This window comes from Exiguobacterium sp. s133, from assembly GCF_018618595.1.
GTDB classification, from domain to species: domain Bacteria; phylum Bacillota; class Bacilli; order Exiguobacteriales; family Exiguobacteriaceae; genus Exiguobacterium_A; species Exiguobacterium_A oxidotolerans.
On sequence record NZ_JACSMK010000005.1, the window covers coordinates 36695 to 55059 of the forward strand.

17 protein-coding genes and 1 pseudogene are annotated in these 18365 nt (G+C 44.2%); 10 read left to right on the forward strand and 8 right to left on the reverse strand.

All coding sequences use genetic code 11. The annotated features are described in order from the left end of the window. Positions 1-26 precede the first annotated feature (26 nt). The 3 genes and pseudogenes from menE to KNP96_RS16735 all read left to right on the forward strand — a co-directional run. Positions 27-1400 carry an o-succinylbenzoate--CoA ligase gene (gene menE, locus KNP96_RS08575; protein ID WP_214770006.1) on the forward strand — a complete coding sequence of 458 codons (1374 nt, stop codon included), beginning with the start codon at positions 27-29 and terminating at the stop codon, positions 1398-1400. Further along, positions 1397-2467: an o-succinylbenzoate synthase gene (gene menC / locus KNP96_RS08580; RefSeq protein ID WP_088836407.1), complete on the forward strand. Its 1071-nt coding sequence runs from the start codon at positions 1397-1399 to the stop codon at positions 2465-2467. Before menE ends, menC begins: the two co-directional genes overlap by 4 nt. 281 nt (positions 2468-2748) lie before the next feature. Then, positions 2749-2990: pseudogene (locus KNP96_RS16735) on the forward strand (transposase); the annotation flags it as partial. 32 nt (positions 2991-3022) lie between these two features. Here the strand turns inward: KNP96_RS16735 and map are convergent. The 5 genes from map to KNP96_RS08610 all read right to left on the reverse strand — a co-directional run bounded on the left by map (position 3023) and on the right by KNP96_RS08610 (position 8189). Then, positions 3023-3769: a type I methionyl aminopeptidase gene (map, locus tag KNP96_RS08590; RefSeq protein ID WP_088836406.1), complete on the reverse strand. Its 747-nt coding sequence runs from the start codon at positions 3767-3769 to the stop codon at positions 3023-3025. A gap of 14 nt (positions 3770-3783) precedes the next feature. Beyond that, on the reverse strand, positions 3784-4974 hold the full coding sequence (locus tag KNP96_RS08595; protein WP_214770009.1) for an EAL-associated domain-containing protein: 1191 nt from the start codon (positions 4972-4974) through the stop codon (positions 3784-3786). A 72-nt stretch (positions 4975-5046) separates the two neighbouring features. Next, complete coding sequence (locus KNP96_RS08600; protein WP_029332742.1) at positions 5047-5313, reverse strand: hypothetical protein; 267 nt, start codon at positions 5311-5313, stop codon at positions 5047-5049. 97 nt (positions 5314-5410) lie between these two features. Further along, complete coding sequence (gene cshA, locus KNP96_RS08605) at positions 5411-6997, reverse strand: degradosome RNA helicase CshA (RefSeq protein WP_088836404.1); 1587 nt, start codon at positions 6995-6997, stop codon at positions 5411-5413. A 337-nt stretch (positions 6998-7334) separates the two neighbouring features. Continuing rightward, a complete protein-coding gene (locus KNP96_RS08610; protein WP_029332740.1) occupies positions 7335-8189 on the reverse strand; it encodes a S1-like domain-containing RNA-binding protein in 855 nt (284 codons plus the stop codon). 237 nt (positions 8190-8426) lie between these two features. Here KNP96_RS08610 and KNP96_RS08615 point away from each other — a divergent pair, with 237 nt between their 5' ends. From KNP96_RS08615 to KNP96_RS08645, 7 genes are all read left to right on the forward strand, one after another. Continuing rightward, a complete protein-coding gene (locus KNP96_RS08615) occupies positions 8427-8594 on the forward strand; it encodes a hypothetical protein (protein WP_204251421.1) in 168 nt (55 codons plus the stop codon). Between the two features lie 131 nt (positions 8595-8725). Continuing rightward, entirely contained in the window at positions 8726-9031 is a 306-nt protein-coding gene (locus tag KNP96_RS08620) for a hypothetical protein (protein WP_088836403.1), read from the forward strand. A 39-nt stretch (positions 9032-9070) separates the two neighbouring features. Beyond that, a complete protein-coding gene (locus KNP96_RS08625) occupies positions 9071-9328 on the forward strand; it encodes a hypothetical protein (RefSeq protein WP_029332738.1) in 258 nt (85 codons plus the stop codon). Positions 9329-9405: 77 nt separating this feature from the next. Beyond that, positions 9406-10104, forward strand: a complete 699-nt coding sequence (locus KNP96_RS08630) for a lysophospholipid acyltransferase family protein (protein WP_214770011.1) — start codon at positions 9406-9408, stop codon at positions 10102-10104. 1 nt (position 10105) lies between these two features. Further along, positions 10106-11998 carry an ABC-F family ATP-binding cassette domain-containing protein gene (locus KNP96_RS08635; RefSeq protein ID WP_088836401.1) on the forward strand — a complete coding sequence of 631 codons (1893 nt, stop codon included), beginning with the start codon at positions 10106-10108 and terminating at the stop codon, positions 11996-11998. Positions 11999-12149: 151 nt separating this feature from the next. Then, on the forward strand, positions 12150-13991 hold the full coding sequence (locus KNP96_RS08640; protein ID WP_214770014.1) for a GGDEF domain-containing protein: 1842 nt from the start codon (positions 12150-12152) through the stop codon (positions 13989-13991). A 12-nt stretch (positions 13992-14003) separates the two neighbouring features. Further along, the gene (locus KNP96_RS08645; RefSeq protein ID WP_214770017.1) at positions 14004-15794 is read left to right on the forward strand and encodes a GGDEF domain-containing protein; all 1791 of its coding nucleotides are present in this window, start codon (positions 14004-14006) and stop codon (positions 15792-15794) included. Positions 15795-15851: 57 nt separating this feature from the next. Here the strand turns inward: KNP96_RS08645 and KNP96_RS08650 are convergent, their stop codons facing one another. The 3 genes from KNP96_RS08650 to KNP96_RS08660 are packed head-to-tail and all read right to left on the reverse strand — an operon-like array spanning position 15852 to position 18125. Next, positions 15852-16496 carry a hypothetical protein gene (locus KNP96_RS08650; RefSeq protein WP_214766646.1) on the reverse strand — a complete coding sequence of 215 codons (645 nt, stop codon included), beginning with the start codon at positions 16494-16496 and terminating at the stop codon, positions 15852-15854. After that, positions 16493-17665 (reverse strand): DEAD/DEAH box helicase, encoded by a 1173-nt coding sequence (locus KNP96_RS08655; protein WP_214766648.1) that lies wholly within the window; start codon positions 17663-17665, stop codon positions 16493-16495. Before KNP96_RS08655 ends, KNP96_RS08650 begins: the two co-directional genes overlap by 4 nt. 28 nt (positions 17666-17693) lie before the next feature. Then, on the reverse strand, positions 17694-18125 hold the full coding sequence (locus KNP96_RS08660; protein ID WP_088836396.1) for a hypothetical protein: 432 nt from the start codon (positions 18123-18125) through the stop codon (positions 17694-17696). Positions 18126-18365: the final 240 nt, after the last annotated feature.

Below are 18365 nucleotides of genomic sequence, written 5' to 3' on the forward strand. Positions count from 1 at the left end.
ATCTTGAAGAAAGGATGTGATTTCCGGTGTACCCTTGGATTTATACACGCGCTAAGGAACAACCTAACGACTTAGCTCTAGTCACAGATCAAGCCCGCTTATCTTGGCAGGAATTATATACGGCAGCACACAAATTAGCAAGTGCCTGGGCAAGCCACCTTTCGCGTGGTGACCGGATTGCTCTTTATGGTCCTGCAAGTCAGTCATATATCATTGCCATCCATGCGGCACAACTACTTGAATTAACAATCGTCCCACTCAACGTCCGCTTAAGTCAGCGCGAACTGGATGATCAATTAAAACGAGCACAAGTCAAATATGTCATCTCCGACCGGACGCTAGATACCGATATCAAGATTTTACCGTTCCACTATGTGAACACGGCACCTGACATCATCGTTCGACATATGCCAAAACATTATGTCCAATCCATGCTCTTTACGAGCGGAACGACAGGTCGGGCTAAGGCAGTCGAACAGACAATGCTAAATCACTTTTCAAGTGCGATGAATGCAGCACGTCATATCGGTTCCTCGACGGATGATCGCTTCTTAATCGTTACCCCACTGTTTCATATGAGTGGTCTCGCTGTCGTTTACCGTGCTGTCATCTACGGCGCCCCGATCGTCCTTGAACCTCATTTCGCCCCGACGAAAACGATTGAATGGATTAAAAATGAACGGATTACCCATGTTTCCCTCGTTTCTGTCATGTTGGATCGGCTGCTTGAAGCAGGGTTGCGTCGCTATGATTTACGTGTCGTCTTGACGGGCGGTGGACCGGTCCCTTTACCGATTTTGACTCGCGCCCTCGATCGAAAGATTCCTGTCATGCAAACATACGGGATGACAGAAACCGCTTCGCAAATTGCGACACTATTGCCGGAAGATGCGTTACGAAAAATCGGTTCTGCCGGCCAAGCAATTGCCCCGACCGATATCCGAATCACACGCCATCAAGAAATCGAAGTCAAAGGACCGACCGTCATGAAAGGTTATTTTTCAGATGAGCAAGCGACCGTAGCATCTTTTACCGCAGACGGCTATCTCAAGACAGGTGACCTTGGACGTTTAGATGAAGAAGGCTATTTATACGTTCTCGATCGGCGAAGCGATTTAATCATTTCAGGCGGTGAGAATGTCTATCCGGCTGAAGTCGAATCTGCCCTGCTCTCGATTGACGGAATCAAGGAAGCTGGTGTCGTCGGTCGCTTTGATTCGACTTGGGGACAAGTCCCTGTTGCGTTTATCGTCAGCGCTGTCGATGAATCGGTCGTCCGTCAAGCAATCAGTCAGTTGCTCGCCAAATATAAGTGTCCCGTCGCCTATGTTTATCGTGACGCTCTGCCACGGAATGCGAACGGTAAACTGCTGCGTCATCAACTGAAGGACTTCGTATGAAGATCACACTTCGAAGCGCAGAAGTATTTGATGTCCGATTAACATTCCGTCAGCCGATGAAAACGGCACTCACTACTTTAAGTAATCGCCGGACGACGATTCTCCGATTGACGGACACAGAAGGCAACATCGGTTACGGGGAAGGTGTCGCCTTTGAAACACCTTGGTATACCGCGGAGACACAAGATTCGATTCATGCCTTAGCTCCCGTCCTCTATCGCTTGCTTAAAGGACCGCTCAATCATCCGTCAGAAGTCGCAACACGCTTTCACCCGATTCAAGGAAACCAGATGGCAAAAGCAATGTTCGACGGCGCCGTCTATGAATTGTTTGCTCGCGCGAGTAACCAAACGCTTGCCACGTATCTCGGAGGTGACGAAAACAAAGCCATCGCTTGCGGAAAAGCACTTGGTCGCGCGGAAGCCAGCAAGACGGTACGTGCCGTTGAGGACGCGTTACAGGACGGTTTTCAGCGTATCAAGCTAAAGCTAGACCCAACGGATACCTCCGTCTTAGCGCACGTTCGAAAACAATTTCCTGATGCGCCTTTAATGTTTGATGCCAACGGAAGTTTCACCCGTTCCGAGATGAATCTCCTGCAGGACTGGGATCAGTATGGATTAATCATGATGGAGCAACCATTTCGGGCAGATGATTGGTTGACGCATCAATATGCTGCGTCACTGCTCTCGACTCCTTTATGTTTGGACGAATCGATCCAAACGGTCACTGACGCTGACTTAATGCTCTCACTCGGTGCAGGTCAAATCATCAACATTAAACCGGCACGCGTCGGAGGCTTGACGAACGCCCTAGCATTAAGAGATAAAGCGACGTACTGGCTCGGTGGAATGTTCGAGAGTGGAATCGGGCGTCGGCAGACGCTTGCTTTCGCTACACTACCTGGTCTAGCGTATCCGATTGACATGGCTGGAACCGATCATTATTTCGCCGAAGATCTCCTTGAAGTCGACTATCGAATCGGGAACGGTCACATTCCATACGCCGAGCACGAGGTTTCACTCGAGCGGTTAAATCGCCTTACCCGGTCTAAAATCGTTCTTTGAAGACGTTAAGAATTCGCATTGCGCAAAAAAAGCTTCTACCTTTTCCGTTGCTTTCCTTGGGCGAGACGCGATAAAACGGCATACCTATGTAGACAAACTAGATGGCAGGTCACTTGAATGTGATTTTCCATCTTTTTTTGTTCTCTCTTTCCTTCCTAATCGTCTTCCTGTGGCAAACATCGCGCCGCTACAGCGAAGCTGCAGGGTCGCTCCTGTTTGCTTTCCACTAGGAAGCGATTAGATCGGAAACCGAGGTTTTTTTAGCCTTCCTTCATATTATAATTGAACGTGTCTTGGCGGACGCGACAGAAAAGCATGGCATACGTTGGACTCGCTACCTCGGGTTAAAAAAGTGACGATTCAGGCAATGCTCACTTTTGCTACCCTGAACCTCAAAAAATTGGCCAATTGGTCATGGAATTTCAGTCGGAATCCTAATGTAGTGTCATATTTTTTACACATACATAAGACAAACCCTCATTTCCAAGTGGAAATGAGGGTTTGTCTACAATCTACATTCTAAAAGCGCCGTCCCTTTGCGGAACGACGCTTTTTTTAGTCTGCCTTCGTCAAGATTTCGTATCCATCCTTCAAGACAACGACGCTATGTTCGAACTGTGAAACCAAACTTTTATTTGGCGTGTACAGTGTCCAGCCATCCTTTTCATCTTCCATACAAAATTCGTCGCTCGTCGAGATAAACGTTTCGACTGCGATGACTTGTCCTTCTTTCAACAAATCATTTTCTTCTCGGTTGAAGTAATTCGAAATCGACTCCGGTTCACCATGCAACGTTTTTCCTAATCCATGTCCAGCTAAATTCCGAATGACCGTAAAGCCATTTTTGCGTGTTTCCGCATAGATTGCTTTACCGATTTGATTGACTTTCGTACCTGCTTTGACTTTTTCAAGTCCTTTTTCAAGGGCAGACAATGACACCTCGACCAGTCGGACGTGCTCAGGACGCTTCGCTTCGCCCGCAATCACCGTTTTACCTGTATCTGAATAGTAGCCATCTTTGACTGCCGAGACATCGACGTTGACGATATCGCCTTCTTGAATGACATATGCACCAGGAATACCATGAGCCGCGACTTCATTGACACTGATACACGTTGCTCCAGGGAAATCATACATGACGATCGGTGCTGATTCCGCCCCATGTTCCTTCAAAATACGCGCTCCGATGTCATCAAGCTCTTTCGTTGTAATTCCTGGTTTGACGGCATCCGCCATTTCATCGCGTGCAATGGCGACGATGCGCCCAATCTCACGTAGTGCATCATAATCATAATCCAACATGTTTCATTTCCTCCTTATTCACTTAACCGTTCTTGATATAAATAACTTGCTGAAATATCAGCAAATAAGAACATCCCATTATTTAGCGGCATACTGAACGTTCGCGTTTGTTCACTCGAACTGAAATCGACGTATCGATCAGAGAGGTATCCCGTATGCCGTCGTTCCATCGCAACCGTGGTCCGAATGAAATACGGTCGAAAACTCCAGTTATAACCTTTGTAAAACGCATATGTTTTCCATTCACCGCTCTTTTTGCTAACGTTTGATGACTTTTGAAAGCCATTCGCGTCTGTGATGTAAAAGCGAATGAATTCGGGTTCCATTTTTTGAGCCAGCTTAATTAACCATTCATCCAATGATTCATCTGATTTTAACGACTGGCAGTACTCATTAAACCGAACCGTCCAGTCTTGTTCGAGCTGGAACAAACGATTCATCTGTTCCCGGTCATATTTATAGAACATCGGCACTTCATGTAATAAGATTTCCATGCCTGGGCATGTCGTCACCCAGTCAGGTGTCGTCTCACCGAGTAGATTTCCCATGTAATAGCGCCCACCGTGTTGCCATGCATACCGGAGTTGACCAAGATGGCTGATATTTTTGTAAAGAAGTGGCGCACCGAGTTGGTCACATAAGTGTTCCATCGTTTGTAACAGGTGCGGATAACTCGCTGAAACGGTTTTTTTCTCAATCATCGAAGATAAGTCGACAATCAGCATATCCGGCGACATGGCAAAAACGCGTTCTAAGCTCGTCGCCTCCGCACGATCAAGCGCAACCTTTAAGCCAGAGTTTTGATAGTACGCAACGATTCGTCCGAGTCGATCAAAGTCATCCACTTGGACATCGGTCAGTGTGACATATAACCGGTCTTCCGGAAAGTCGATCTGTGCGTTACGTAAGATACTCAAAAAATCTTCGCCACCATTTTCGAATAACCAATCAGGTCGACAGCGGATTAAGACAAATGAATGCGCATCGGCCGGGACTTTTTGAAAAGCATGGCGAATGACATGACTCATGACTTCTAACTGGTATTCAATTGGTACATCATCTTCTTGAAAAAATGGCTTCAGCGGCTCACCGCGAAAATGAGATTGGATTTCATACCCTTCCACTTTAAAAGGTGCCGCTCCAACAATTGGTTGGAACCACGCCTCAATCTGTTCGGGATGAACAATGACATCTAATGCATCCATTCTTCTCCCCCCTATTCTCTTGTTCTATCTTATCAAAAAAAAGACCACCCTGTAATCAGAGAGGCCCCGTCTTTAAAATAACGTTGTATCTTTTCTTAACGCAATGTACAAATAGACCCCAAATGTCGCCGTTAAATAGATAATGCTCAGAACACCGTATTGAATGCCTGTAGCACCACCCTTACCAATCGCTAAGACGAGAAAAATAATCCCGCCAAACAATAACGTCGCTAAAGGGATATAACGAAAGTGTCCTTTTGTCGTCTGCTCGCTAATTTTTTTAGTTGCGATGAGCAGTCCAATCAGACAAATGAATGCTGCTGCATAAATGGTATACACGAACGATTCAGCCCTCTCTATATCTTTCATTGCTCATTTTATCATGAGAATTCATAAAAAAGAACCGACTTGTCTGTGACAAATCGGTTCGGATTTTTTACTTTTCAAAACGTGGTTTACGTCCGCCACGGTTACGATCACTTTCGCTACGGTTGCTACGACCAGCGTATCCACCTTCACGACGATCTGATGACGATGAACTACGGTTTCCTTCAGAAGGACGACCACCTTCACGGCGCTCCCCACCACGCGGGTTGCTGCCACGGTATCCGCCACCACGGTTAGAAGAACCAGAACCTGATCCACCTTTATTGCCGTAAGGACGACGGTTACCACCGCCACCGTTGCTACCAAAACGTTTGACACGGATTGGTTCGATTGACGAAATTTGAACTGGAGTTGCATCCGGCTCTTTCGTTAATCCTTTAAGCGCTGCTGCGATTAATTCAACCGCTTCATACTCTTCAAGAAGTTCTTGCGCGAGTGTTGTATACTCTTGTGAGTTTTTCGCTTCTACACGTTTGATGAGTTCTTGTGCAGCAAGCTTCAAGTTGCCTTCCAAGATTTCGTCAAGTGTCGGTGCGTGACGACGTGACATTTTTTTGTTTGTTACACGTTCGATTGTTTTGATTTGACCAAATTCACGTGGTGTAACGAACGTGATTGCTGATCCCGTTTTACCAGCACGTCCCGTACGACCGATACGGTGAACGTAGCTCTCTGGATCTTGTGGTACATCAAAGTTGTAAACGTGTGTAACACCAGAAATATCAAGTCCACGTGCTGCAACGTCTGTCGCAACAAGGATATCGATTGTTCCTTTTTTGAAGCGACGAATGACTTGGTCACGTTTCGCTTGTGTTAAGTCACCGTGTAAACCGTCCGCCGTGTATCCACGTTGGATAAGTCCTTCCGTCATTTCGTCAACACGTTTTTTCGTACGACCAAAGATGATTGAAAGTTCTGGAGAATCTGTATCAATCAAGCGGCAAAGCACATCGAATTTTTGGCTTTCTTTTAGTTCGATGAATGATTGGTCGATGTTTTCGACTGTCATTTCTTTTGCTTTTACTTTGATGTGCGTTGGTGTTGTCATGAAACGATCCGCGATTTTACGAATCTGTGGTGGCATCGTTGCAGAGAACAAAAGTGTTTGACGAGTTGGCGGAAGTGTACCTAAGATTTTTTCGATATCTTCCACGAAGCCCATGTTCAACATTTCATCTGCTTCATCCAAGATGACTGTTTGAACGTGGTCAAGGTTTAATGTTTTACGGTTCATGTGATCCATTAGGCGACCAGGTGTCGCAACGACGATTTGTGGATTCTTGCGAAGCGCACGAATCTGACGATCGATTTGCTGACCACCGTATACTGGCAATGCATGAACGCGTTTCATTTCACCAATGCGGTTAAGTTCTTCTGCTACTTGAATCGCAAGTTCACGAGTCGGTGCAAGAATCAACGCTTGGATATGGCGCGATTTTGCGTCAAGACGCTCAATCGTCGGAATACCGAATGCTGCTGTTTTACCAGTACCTGTTTGTGCTTGACCGATTAAGTCAACGCCGCTAAGACCGACTGGAATTGTTTCTGCTTGGATTGGAGTTGCTTCTTCAAAGCCCATTTTTAGGACACCTTTGATAAGTGCCTCACTAAGATTTAATTCACGAAATGTTGTCAATGCTAAATACTCTCCTTTGTCATATGAAAAGCGTCTGCCACTAAACAGACGCTACCGTAACGAATACAATCGACTACCTATTATAGCAGAAGCCCGTCCTTAAAGATAGAGGCTATTTCTACTGATAATAATGTTTAGGGAAGTCACCATCATAATCGTTGCCATAAGGGCGAGGGAAAGGCATGATGCCCGGACCGTTCAACGCTTTAAATCGCGCCGCTTGCCCCCACTAGTGATGGGGTTTTATTTGGAAATGGTCGCCGGTTAAAACCAGCCGCAACCACCAAAATGATGAATTCCTAACTATTTATTCGAAACGTAGGTGCAGTTGGCTAGCTTACTTCGTTAGCCGAATACCCGTTTCATGTTTTTCTATTTTTTTATCTTTCAACAATCGACCTAGAGCACGTTTGAAGGCAGCCTTACTTAGGCCGAATACCTCATCAATCGTCTCAGGAGGTGTCTTATCACCATACGCCATCTGACCGCCATGTTCAAGTAGGTGGTTCAGGATTAAATCCGCATCGATGTCGATTGCCTCGTGAGCACGTGGTCTTGCTGAAAGTAATACTGTACCATCTGGCTTCACATTTGTCACCCGTAATTTCATAACTTCTCCGAGACGCGGCCACCGTTCCATCTCTTGTTCATGTAGAAAACCAATCGATTGATCGTTCACCCAAACGTTGACACCCGGGTCGCGTTGAGCAAAAACAAGTCCTTCAACGTCCATGTTATTCCACTCTTCCGGTGCCGGTTGCGCCTTGAGATTGAAATAGGCATAAGGAGCCGGGTCACCTAACAAACGTAATTTTTGGTCATGTTTCAAACGAATGTAAAGTTCGTCTCCCTCTTCCGGCCAAAATGTCCGGCGTTGCGGAAGATCGTCCAGCGAGACGAGAACATCCTTTTGAATTCCGATGTTCGCAAAAACACCTGTATTGTAACGTGTTCCGTTAATCGGTGCTTTGACGTAATCCTCAAATGACGCTTCCGGAATCGTCATCGATGAGGCGAGACGCCCTTCATTGTCTTGATAAAGGAATACTTCGACCTCTTCTTCTAGCATGAGCGATTTCGTCTGTTCATTTTTATGAAGTAAGATATCCTCCGTACCATCACTTAAAAACACACCAAATTCTGCTTCACGCTCTACTTTTAATGTGACAACCTGTCCTGCACGTAGTGCCATTTATGGTCATCTCCTTTCATTAACTTGGTTAAGCTGAAACACTCAACTAACCGTAAGTTCTTTTCATCACCTTCAATACTATACTCTTTTTCAACCTATCTCCGACATCAAATGGAAGCGAACAGTTGTGACATTTTTGTGAACGAATCTGATTTAAGTGATTTTTTTGAAAAAAACAGATATGATAAAAGAATAGGAAAAAGAAGGTTTAGTTTTGGTAAATATGGGGGAAAAACTATGTTTCATGACATTCAATCGCGTTCTTTCGCAAGACGCTTTACAAAAACGTTAGTATTCGCTTTTTTCGCATTTCTCGCAACGATTGGAATTGTATTCGCTGAAGGGTCGAGTAGCACTGATTTGTCTCCAAAGACACCTGCACTCCAACAAATCGATACACCTTAAAATCTACATCTCATCGTGTAGATTTTTTTATTTGTTTCCGAGTTTTTACTGGACGATAAAGGAAATCCTGCTTCGTTAGCGAATTGCTTTACTAGACACACTTAGTAGAGTGACACGAAGGAGGAAGTACTGTGTATTTTTACTTATTTACGACGCTTACGGGTCTCATTAGTACATACCTTAGTTTTATCACGGGATATTATACCGATTCAGTCGGGATTTTCGTCTTCACCCTATCCATTTGTCTTTCACTTTCATCTTTTAGACAATTAATTCGTACGACATATCATGGTTATCATGAATATATGCAATACCGCCGCGTCAAAAAACAGTTGGAGCGTATGAAGAAACGGGAACACTCTTATCAATTGTCTTACGAACAAAATGACACAGTCGCATCACTTGCATTATCAACGACAGAACAGCATGATAAATAAAGAGTTTGACTTCATGTTTTTAGGAGGAACCGATTCATTATGAATGAAATACCACTATCCAACGGCTGGACACTTCGTTACTCACCTGTCATCGACTTATGGCTAAAAGAAGACGGTGTTTTACTCGTCGATCATGAAGATAAGGTACGTTTGACACTCATCCTCGATGAAGAGACGATGGAAATCAAACAAATCGATAATACGAATGCCTCGTTTTCCATCGATCCGACGACGAGACGCCTGACATTCGAACTCGGCGAGAGTGAAGAGGAATCTGAACCTCGTTACTGGGAATAAAGAAGAAGACCGGGTGCGATACCTGGTCTTTTTTTGTACAATAATAATACACAGTAAAAAAGGAGTTTGATGCCATCATGTTACGCACGATCATCTGGTTCATTCATTTTGGGCTAGTATTACCTCTTACATTACCATTTTTGCCTGGCGCAAAACGTCGAACACACGCCGCTCGCTACGCGTATACACAAAAAGTAGCACACGTTTGGGCGAATTCGCTCCTTCGCTTAGCTGGAGTGAAAGTCCGTCTGACAGGGGAAGAACATATTCCGTCTGATCAACCTGTCGTCTTCATCGCCAACCACCAAGGGAATTTTGACATTCCGATTTTGCTCGGACATATCGCAAAACCCAAAGCCTTTATTTCGAAAATCGAAGTCAATAAGATTCCAATCGTCAATGTCTGGATGAATTTAATGGGATGTGTCATGATTGACCGAAAAGATCGCCGACAGTCTTTAAAGGCGATTCGTGCCGGTGTCGAGACAATCAAAGATGGGCAATCGATGATCATCTTCCCGGAAGGTACTCGCTCGAAAGGCGGACCGATTGCTGAGTTCAAAGCAGGTAGCTTCACCCTAGCAACATCTAGTGGTGCACGCGTCGTTCCGATTGCCATTTCAGGAAGCTATCGTGTCATGGAAGAGACTGGTCGGATTCGACCGGCAACTGTCGATGTGACAATCCTTCCACCCATCGACCCTGCTACAATGACCCAAAAAGAACTCGTCGCTACTGTTGAACAACAAATCAAGCATATTGTAGAAGGAGTCTGACATGCTACTTAAAGTAGATCAATTAAAAAAAGAATTTGCTGATAAAATCGTTTTTGAAGACGTGACATTTTCCGTCACACCCGGAGACCGGATTGGAATTATCGGTGTCAACGGGACAGGAAAATCGACACTGCTCCATATTTTAGCAGGAAAAGAGACAGCTGATTTCGGTGAACTGCATCATCCGAACGATTACCGGATACGTTTACTTTCACAATCGACAGATTATCCGGAAGATCAAACAGTGATGGAAGTGCTCCTCTCCGGAAACACACCGACAATCAATGCTTTACGCCATTATGAAACGGCTCGTTTAGCGCTTGAACAAGATCCGACAAATGAAACGTTACTCAAACGATTCATCGATGCCCAAACGGAAATTGATGCCGCAAATGCCTGGGATACGGAGTCTCGCCTTAAAATGATTTTAACGCGACTTGGCATTACAGATTTAGAAGCAAAAATCGGTTCGTTATCGGGCGGCCAACGGAAGCGTGTCGGCTTGGCAGAAGCTTTGCTCGACGAAGCCGATCTATTACTACTCGATGAGCCAACGAATGAACTCGATGCAGAAACGATTACTTGGCTCGAATCACAGATCAAGGAATACCGTGGAGCGATTCTGTTGATTACCCACGACCGTTATTTCTTGAATCGTGTCACGAATCACATGATGGAAATCGCGAACGGGACGGCCCATTTTTATGTCGGAAACTATGAGTCATTCCTTGAAAAGCGGGCTGAGCGCCGCGAACGGACTGCTTCAATGGAAGAGAAGCGCCAAAACATTTTACGCCGTGAACTCGCTTGGCTACGTCGTGGTGCAAAGGCACGGACGACAAAACAAAAGGCACGGATTCAGCGTGTCGATGCACTCCAAGAACTCTCTTATGAAGAAGAAGAAGCAACACTTGAAGTACAAGTCGGTTCGACACGACTCGGTAAAAAAGTCATCGAAGCAACGGAACTTGGTCATACATTTGGTGAACGAACACTGTTCGAATCATTTAGCTGGTTATTCGGTCGAAAAGAACGTTATGGCATCGTCGGTCGGAACGGGAGCGGGAAATCGACACTGTTGTCGATTTTAGCGAAACAACTTGAACCGACTCAAGGGGAAGTCGTGCACGGGGAAACGGTCAAAGTTGGGTTTTATGGACAGTTCGCCGAGTTCACGCACCCGGAACGTCGTGTCATCGATGAAGTCGAACGGATCGCCCAGGTGATCACGACACTTGATGGTCAAGAAATCACAGCCAGTCAGATGCTTGAGCAGTTCTTATTCAAACCGGAAGCACAGTATAAGCCGATTGGTAAATTATCCGGTGGCGAAAAGCGTCGACTCAAGTTGTTGACGATCTTAATGGATGAACCAAACGTCTTGTTCCTCGATGAGCCGACGAATGATTTAGATACAGAAACGCTGTCGGTTCTTGAAGATTATCTCGAGTCCTTCCCCGGGACGGTTATCACAGTCAGTCATGATCGTTATTTCCTCGACCGTGTCGTCAATCGGTTACTTGCGTTCGAGAATAGTACGATTGTCTCTTATTATGGGCAGTATACGGATTACCTGGAACAGCGTGAGGATGAGACACCTGAAGCAGCTATCGTGACTGAGGTAAAAGAAGTGGTAGCTGCTCCAACCGACATCCCGAAAAAATTGTCTTATCAGGAACAACAAGATTGGACAACGATTGAGACACAGATTGAAAACGCGGAAGCTGCGCTTGAGCAACTCGAACAACAGCTCGCTTCGGCAGGTAGCGATATCGGGCAAGTTAATGAACTCTATCAAAAGATTGAGCAAGGAAAATCCCAACTCGATCAACTGATGGACTATTGGTCTTACTTGTCCGAGAAGATAGAGGCGTACGAATCTTATAAAAAATAATTTGTTTTTGATTTATTGTCTATTTGACCGTATATTTTCCTTTCCGGAAAAATGCGGTCTTTTTTCTTCTGTTCCAAGTACGTTTTTTCCAAATTGAGGGTAATGAATTATATAGTTAAACTGTTACTTTCATTAGACAGGAGGTTTTCTCATGTCAAAAGCGTTCAAACGAATGACAGGAGGAATCGTCATTTATTTGATTATCTCGTATACCATCCTTCTTTTAATTCCAAACTCATTCGTCTTACCCACAGCCGTCTTTTCAAGCTTTGTCGGGTCTTTATTGATTACGAGTGCCGCCATTTTATTTTATAGAAAAACACCTTCACCAGAACTTAAATGGATCCTCATTGCTGTAAGTGCTTATTTCATCGGAGACTTAGGTGGAGTTGTCAGTGGTTACTTTTCGCTCACGTCTGTCAATTTGAACGTCCTACTCGACTTTCCCTATACAATCCATCTCTTGACGATTACCATTTTTTTATTCCGTCTTTTGGATATTGAACATTTCCGTTCACAAAAGCTTTTAATTCTTGATTCATTGACACTTTTTACTGTCGCGATGATTGCTGGATACTTGACAATTTTTAAACACATCCCCGAATACACAAGAACGTTCGCGGAGCAGCTCAGCTGGGATATCTATTCATTCTTGACCATTCTCCTGACTCTTTTCTTTTTTTTACTCTATGCTTCCGGTTTAAAAAAACCGGTCTCGTTGTTCGCTTTTAGTTTTTTAATGGGTGGAACGTTTTTATTAGGTATGATCAACTTTTTATTTTACAGCTTTTTATTGAACGATTTTACTTTTTACGCAATGCTTTTATTACCGCTCTATCCGCTGAGTAGCTATTTTTTCATTAGTTTCCTAGTAACTTGGCATTTACCGATCATCGCTAAACAACAATTATTGTTACTTCGGATTGAACAAATTCTTCGTCCTTCTTTTTCATACATCTTACTATTACTGTTAATTACCTATGTCACGTTTTCACCTGTCACGACACGCTTCTACTTCATCACAATCGCGACCACTTTTTTACTTTTCTTAACGCGGCAGCTTTTTTCTTATCGCGAAAATGTACGCCTTTTACGAGAAACGACTTCGCTACAAGAAAATTTGGAAACCATCGTTTCACAGAAAACGGAGTTACTTCGGTTACGCGAACAAGAATTCAAGGCACTGTTCCTCTCCTATCCGCAAATGGTACTTGAAGTAAATCAAGCGAGTCACATTCTATCCGGAAATCCTGCAGCCATTCGAGAAGGATGGATGGAGAAGTCATTGAAAGACGAACAGGTCCGTCTTTTCAAACAAGTAATGGAGGCGCTACATGCCAATAAAGGGGTCCCTTCCTTATCAAAAACGTTTTATATCCCCCATGACGAAGAGGACCTCATCTACACGATGACGTCGATTTGTATAGCCGATCAAGAACGTGTCTTTATCATTTTATCCGACGTCACAGAAGATGTTCGCCAAGAACAATGGTTGGAGAAATTAGGAAATCATGACGCTTTGACCCGTTTACCGAATCGGCGCTTTTTTGAAGAACAATTGCAGACTCTCCTCCCTACCATACGACATGGATCGTTATTGTTTGTTGATTTAGATGGTTTTAAAGCTATCAATGATACGTACGGGCATGATGCTGGAGATTTATTACTTCAAGAAACCGCAGGCCGGCTACAACAACTAATTCAAGGAGAGGAGCTTGTCGCCCGTTTAGGAGGAGACGAATTCATTTTATTCACCGTTCGAGACGAAGATGAGACGACTGCATTTGCGAGTAAGTTGCTCGCATCACTCAATGAGCCGTTTTATATTAAAGATCAAACGATGTCTGTCACACCGTCCATCGGTATTTCGCTTTATCCGAGTGATGGAAAAAGTTCGAATGTCCTTTTGATCCGTGCAGACGAAGCCATGTATCACATTAAAAATACGAACAAAAATAATTTTCAGTTCGCCGCTCAACTAAAACGCAACTAGGAGGAAACGCATATGCAACGATCCCCCTACTTCATCAGATGGTTCCCTTCTCTACTAATCATCTCTTTGATTTTAATTCTCTATTCATACACGCAAGGCTCATTCATGAACCACCTTGTCGAACAAATTCTAGAGTACTTGTCGTTTCTTTTAATCGGACTTTTCATCCTCATCGCCTATAAAAAAGAACGGTCACTCGTCGTGCCAAGACGAAAATTTTGGATCATTGCCTTCATCTCACTTATCTTCTCGCTAGCTGCTTCGATTTTTGAAACCATTAACTTGTTCAGTAATACGCTGTCTTTTCCGAACAGTTATAGCTTAATTTGTTTCTCCATTTCGCACTATATATTTTTAATCGGACTTTTTTACCGGATTGCTTCACAAAAGAGTTTTTCACAACATCTGCTTGCATTCGTGGATGCTCTAATCATCGTCGTTTTTTTAGGACTTGCTGCTTTTCATACATTAAGCGAACTGGCCGACCCGACAGCTAGTACGTTCCCGTACGATATGATCGTCGTCCTCAACACTTCACTCGGATTGTTTGTTCTCTTCTACTTCTTTTTTGTTCAAGAAACACACTGGGTTTCCCGAACGACGTTATCTCTACTATTCTTTTCACTGTTCATTCGTGGCATGTATGAAGTATCTGCTGTATACTTTCCAGATTTCACGGAACAATATTTAGTCTTTTCTCCTGTATTGATTCGTCTTGTTCAAAGTGCAGCAATCTTATGGCACCTTGATCACATCACTGAAGGTAAACAAGCGTCTCCTGTCGTTCAGAGAACTTGGCTGCCTTTGCTCGCAATTCCACTATTTTTACATTATGTCATCGAACTCGAAGGTAAAAAATTTGATGTGTTCATCATCTTATTGTTACTAATCATTCGACAAATCATCATCGCTCGGCAACATACGTTGCTCGTGCAAAAGTTAAACGAGCGAAACGAACAGTTAGCCGAACGCATCGAACACCGGATCCGGCAAATCAAAGAAAGTGAGCAACAAGTCCTGCCACTGTTTTCAAGTCATCCTGATCCAATCATCCGTTTTGATCAAAACGAAACAGCGACGTATGCCAATCTTGCGGCTCAAGCAACGTTTAAGCTTTCTGCCTTGTCAATCGAAGTACCCACTCACTCAGTCTTACATCTTCAGTCTTCCTTACAGCTTGATTCCAATCGTTATCTCGATGAATCCGACCGCCAATATGAATTAACAAAAATCCCCATCCACATCGCTTCAAAATCGGCCGGTCATTTCTTAGTCTTACACGACGTAACAGAACAAAAGGAGCGGCAGCAACGGATTGAATACCACGCGTTTCATGATGTTTTAACTGGTATCGGTAACCGTCGTTCGCTCGAACGGACATTCTTATCGATTGACCAGTCCGTAAACTATCTGGCGTTACTTGATTTAGACGGTTTTAAATTAGTCAACGATACGTATGGGCACGAAGCTGGTGATTATGTCTTAATCGAAGTTGCTCGTAGAATAAGTCTAGACCTCGAACGCGAAGAGTCAGTTTACCGGCTGGGTGGTGATGAGTTCGCCTTGCTAACTTCAGCGAAAGATGAACTTTCACTCCGACGTCGCTGTAAACATTTCTTACAATTATTGCGTCGCCCTTATGTTTATAAAGGGCAAACGTTACATGTCTCGGCCAGCATCGGAGTCGCTCCATTTTTCGAAAACGATGATTTAGAAAGTTGGCTGAAACATGCTGATCTCGCCATGTATCGCATCAAAAACCGTAAAAAAAACGATATTGCGCTGTACCATCAAGATTTTTAAACGAACAAACGCCCATTCACCCTAACTTAGGATTGAATGGACGTTTATTTTTTGCTGTTATGCTTCAGGTCGTGGTGCAATGTTTCCCTCTTCGATATCGAGTAATAAGTCAATCAACTCCGCACAAAATTCAGGATACTGACGCAATAGTGCGTCGTCACCGACTTCATCGACAAAATCAGCTAAAAGAACACGCACTTCAGGTACAAGTGCCCGTGCAACCTTCATATAGGCGATTGCGAATCGCCATTTGCCTGAAATGTAGAGAAGTTTGCCGACTAACAGATCGCCAACCGCAACGTCAATCTCTGTCAAATCGGTCTGATACGTTTGTTCCGACATGATGTCGAAGACGCCGTCTTCTTTTACAAGGAAAAGCGACGGAACAGGATCGGCCAGCCCTCTTAAGGCACGATACAGACTTTGAGACATATCTTCTTTGACTTGTTCTAAAAAACGACCATGCGGTGTTTTCCCTTGTTCATCGGTCTCATAAAAAATGGCCCAATCGACGAACAAGTCTCGGAATAACTCAGCATCTTTTAAATACCAACGTCCTTCCGTCGCGATTTCTTCGATGAATGCGACCCAATCGGTGCTTCGAGCAGTGGCTGCTTCTTGATATAAAGTTTTGAGCGCTGTGTTCATCTCTGCTTCGGATACAGTCGTCGGAAACGGGATAATCTTTCGCTCACTTTTCATCGTGTTGGTCCTTTCCGGTGTGGTTTCGCCGGACTTTTAAGCGCTTCCGGTTCCGTGACTTCACGTTTTGGAATCACTTCCCCGCCATAAATCTCCATCGGTTCAATTTCCACACCCATTTGTTTCGCTAATGCTTTCAGGTGTTTCAGATCATGATCCGTGACGAGCGCAAGGACCATACCCGACGCGTTCCCACGTCCTGTTCGACCTGAGCGGTGGACAAAATCATCAAGGGATTCCGGTAAATCATAATGCACGACATGCGTGACGGCATCAATGTCCAGACCGCGTGCAGCAAGCCCTGTCGTGACGAGTAACGGAAACTCTCCCCGTTTATATGAACGTAACGTCTCCATCCGTTCTCTTTTCCCTTTTTCGGCATCTAAAATCCGGTATTTCAGCGAAAACTTGCTTAATTCACCGTTTAACGGACCGAGGAAAGAACGGTTGTTTATGAACGTCAACACTTTGACCTGTTGCATATTAGACAAACGACGTAACATTTCCGGTTTCAGACGACGAGATGTTTCGATGTAACCGAACTTGACTTGCGTCGTCTCCGTCCGTTCAACTCGGATGACTTCTGGATCATTCGAAAGTGTCCGTCCCCATGCTGCTGTCCGTTCAGGCAATGTTGCTGAAACGAGTGCTAACTGGCGGTCACGAAGCGCACTGTTCGCGATGCGCGTCGCTGATGCACTCATTCCACTTTCGTAGATTTGATCAGCCTCATCTAAAACAATCAATTTTACTTTATGCATCTTCAACTTTTTTGAATCAATCAACTCAACTAAGCGTCCTGGTGTCCCAACAATAATTTGTGGTTTTTTCTTGAGACGCTCATATTGACGTTTTAATTCAACGCCACCGATGAACGCACCTGACTTAATCCCGCTTCCTTGGGCAAATAATTGGATGACTTGATGAATTTGCATGACCAGTTCTCGTGTCGGTGCCGTAATCGCGACTTGAACGTGTGGTTCATTCGGATCGATGCGCTCGAGGGCTGGAATGACATAAGCGAGCGTTTTCCCAGTTCCTGTCGGCGCTTCGACTAAGACATCTTTACCCTCACGGATTAGAGGAATGGCTTGTTCTTGGACGGGCATCATTTGTTCAAAGCGTGCTCGTTCCCACGCTTCATTAATAAAAGGTTTAGTAAAATTCATAACGTATCTTCTCCTACTCTCTTGTCTATCATTCTGTTACATATTCGAAACGATCATCGGTTTCAGTTTTAATACCGCGTAACGTCTGTGTATATTCATTTCCAGAATCGATTAACCGAATATGAAAAACGATTTCTGTCTCATTTTGTTGATCTGCACTTAACACTTCGAAACCTTGCGCCATTCGATCTTGCAGCTCAACAGCAAGTGTTTCGAAACCAGCAAGTACAGGATAAGTTGCTCTGACATCGATTGGGCGTCGAACTAATCGTGCGAGGTACTTCTGGTCGTAACCGATAAAGTCCTCGAAATCAAAATCGTCTTCAAACCGGAGCCAAAACCCGTCGTCTTCAAACTCGGTGATCATCCCGATCCGTTCTGTTCCTTCAGTTGATACTTTTAGGGAAACCCAGTCCCCTGTTCGATAGTCTGCTTGCTCTTTTAATGGCGAAAACTCCATTCACTCCACCTCCACGTTCTATATTCCCTTTTTCATTGTCAACGATACGTCCTAAAAATACAAGGTAGCGCCGCGTGACTTTTATCACACTAGCTTCTGTCTCTATCCATTCCACTACAAATTAATGATACAGCTACAGAAAAATCCTTTCACAGCAGTCGTTTTCTGTTTTTTGAACAAGGGACACTGACTGATACAATTTACTGTGAAGTAAGTCATAGCAACACTTTTACATTTGTT

Excerpts from the sequence above, each read along its gene's own strand:
- KNP96_RS08615 (WP_204251421.1), top strand. The coding sequence starts at position 8,427 with ATGTTTCATGACATTCAATCGCGTTCTTTCGCAAGACGCTTTACAAAA.
- KNP96_RS08625 (WP_029332738.1), top strand. The coding sequence starts at position 9,071 with ATGAATGAAATACCACTATCCAACGGCTGGACACTTCGTTACTCACCT.
- KNP96_RS08610 (WP_029332740.1), bottom strand. The coding sequence starts at position 8,189 with ATGGCACTACGTGCAGGACAGGTTGTCACATTAAAAGTAGAGCGTGAA.
- KNP96_RS08660 (WP_088836396.1), bottom strand. The coding sequence starts at position 18,125 with ATGGAGTTTTCGCCATTAAAAGAGCAAGCAGACTATCGAACAGGGGAC.
- KNP96_RS08645 (WP_214770017.1), top strand. The coding sequence starts at position 14,004 with ATGCAACGATCCCCCTACTTCATCAGATGGTTCCCTTCTCTACTAATC.
- KNP96_RS08650 (WP_214766646.1), bottom strand. The coding sequence starts at position 16,496 with ATGAAAAGTGAGCGAAAGATTATCCCGTTTCCGACGACTGTATCCGAA.
- KNP96_RS08630 (WP_214770011.1), top strand. The coding sequence starts at position 9,406 with ATGTTACGCACGATCATCTGGTTCATTCATTTTGGGCTAGTATTACCT.
- map (WP_088836406.1), bottom strand. The coding sequence starts at position 3,769 with ATGTTGGATTATGATTATGATGCACTACGTGAGATTGGGCGCATCGTC.
- KNP96_RS08640 (WP_214770014.1), top strand. The coding sequence starts at position 12,150 with ATGTCAAAAGCGTTCAAACGAATGACAGGAGGAATCGTCATTTATTTG.
- KNP96_RS08635 (WP_088836401.1), top strand. The coding sequence starts at position 10,106 with ATGCTACTTAAAGTAGATCAATTAAAAAAAGAATTTGCTGATAAAATC.
- KNP96_RS08595 (WP_214770009.1), bottom strand. The coding sequence starts at position 4,974 with ATGGATGCATTAGATGTCATTGTTCATCCCGAACAGATTGAGGCGTGG.
- KNP96_RS08655 (WP_214766648.1), bottom strand. The coding sequence starts at position 17,665 with ATGAATTTTACTAAACCTTTTATTAATGAAGCGTGGGAACGAGCACGC.
- menC (WP_088836407.1), top strand. The coding sequence starts at position 1,397 with ATGAAGATCACACTTCGAAGCGCAGAAGTATTTGATGTCCGATTAACA.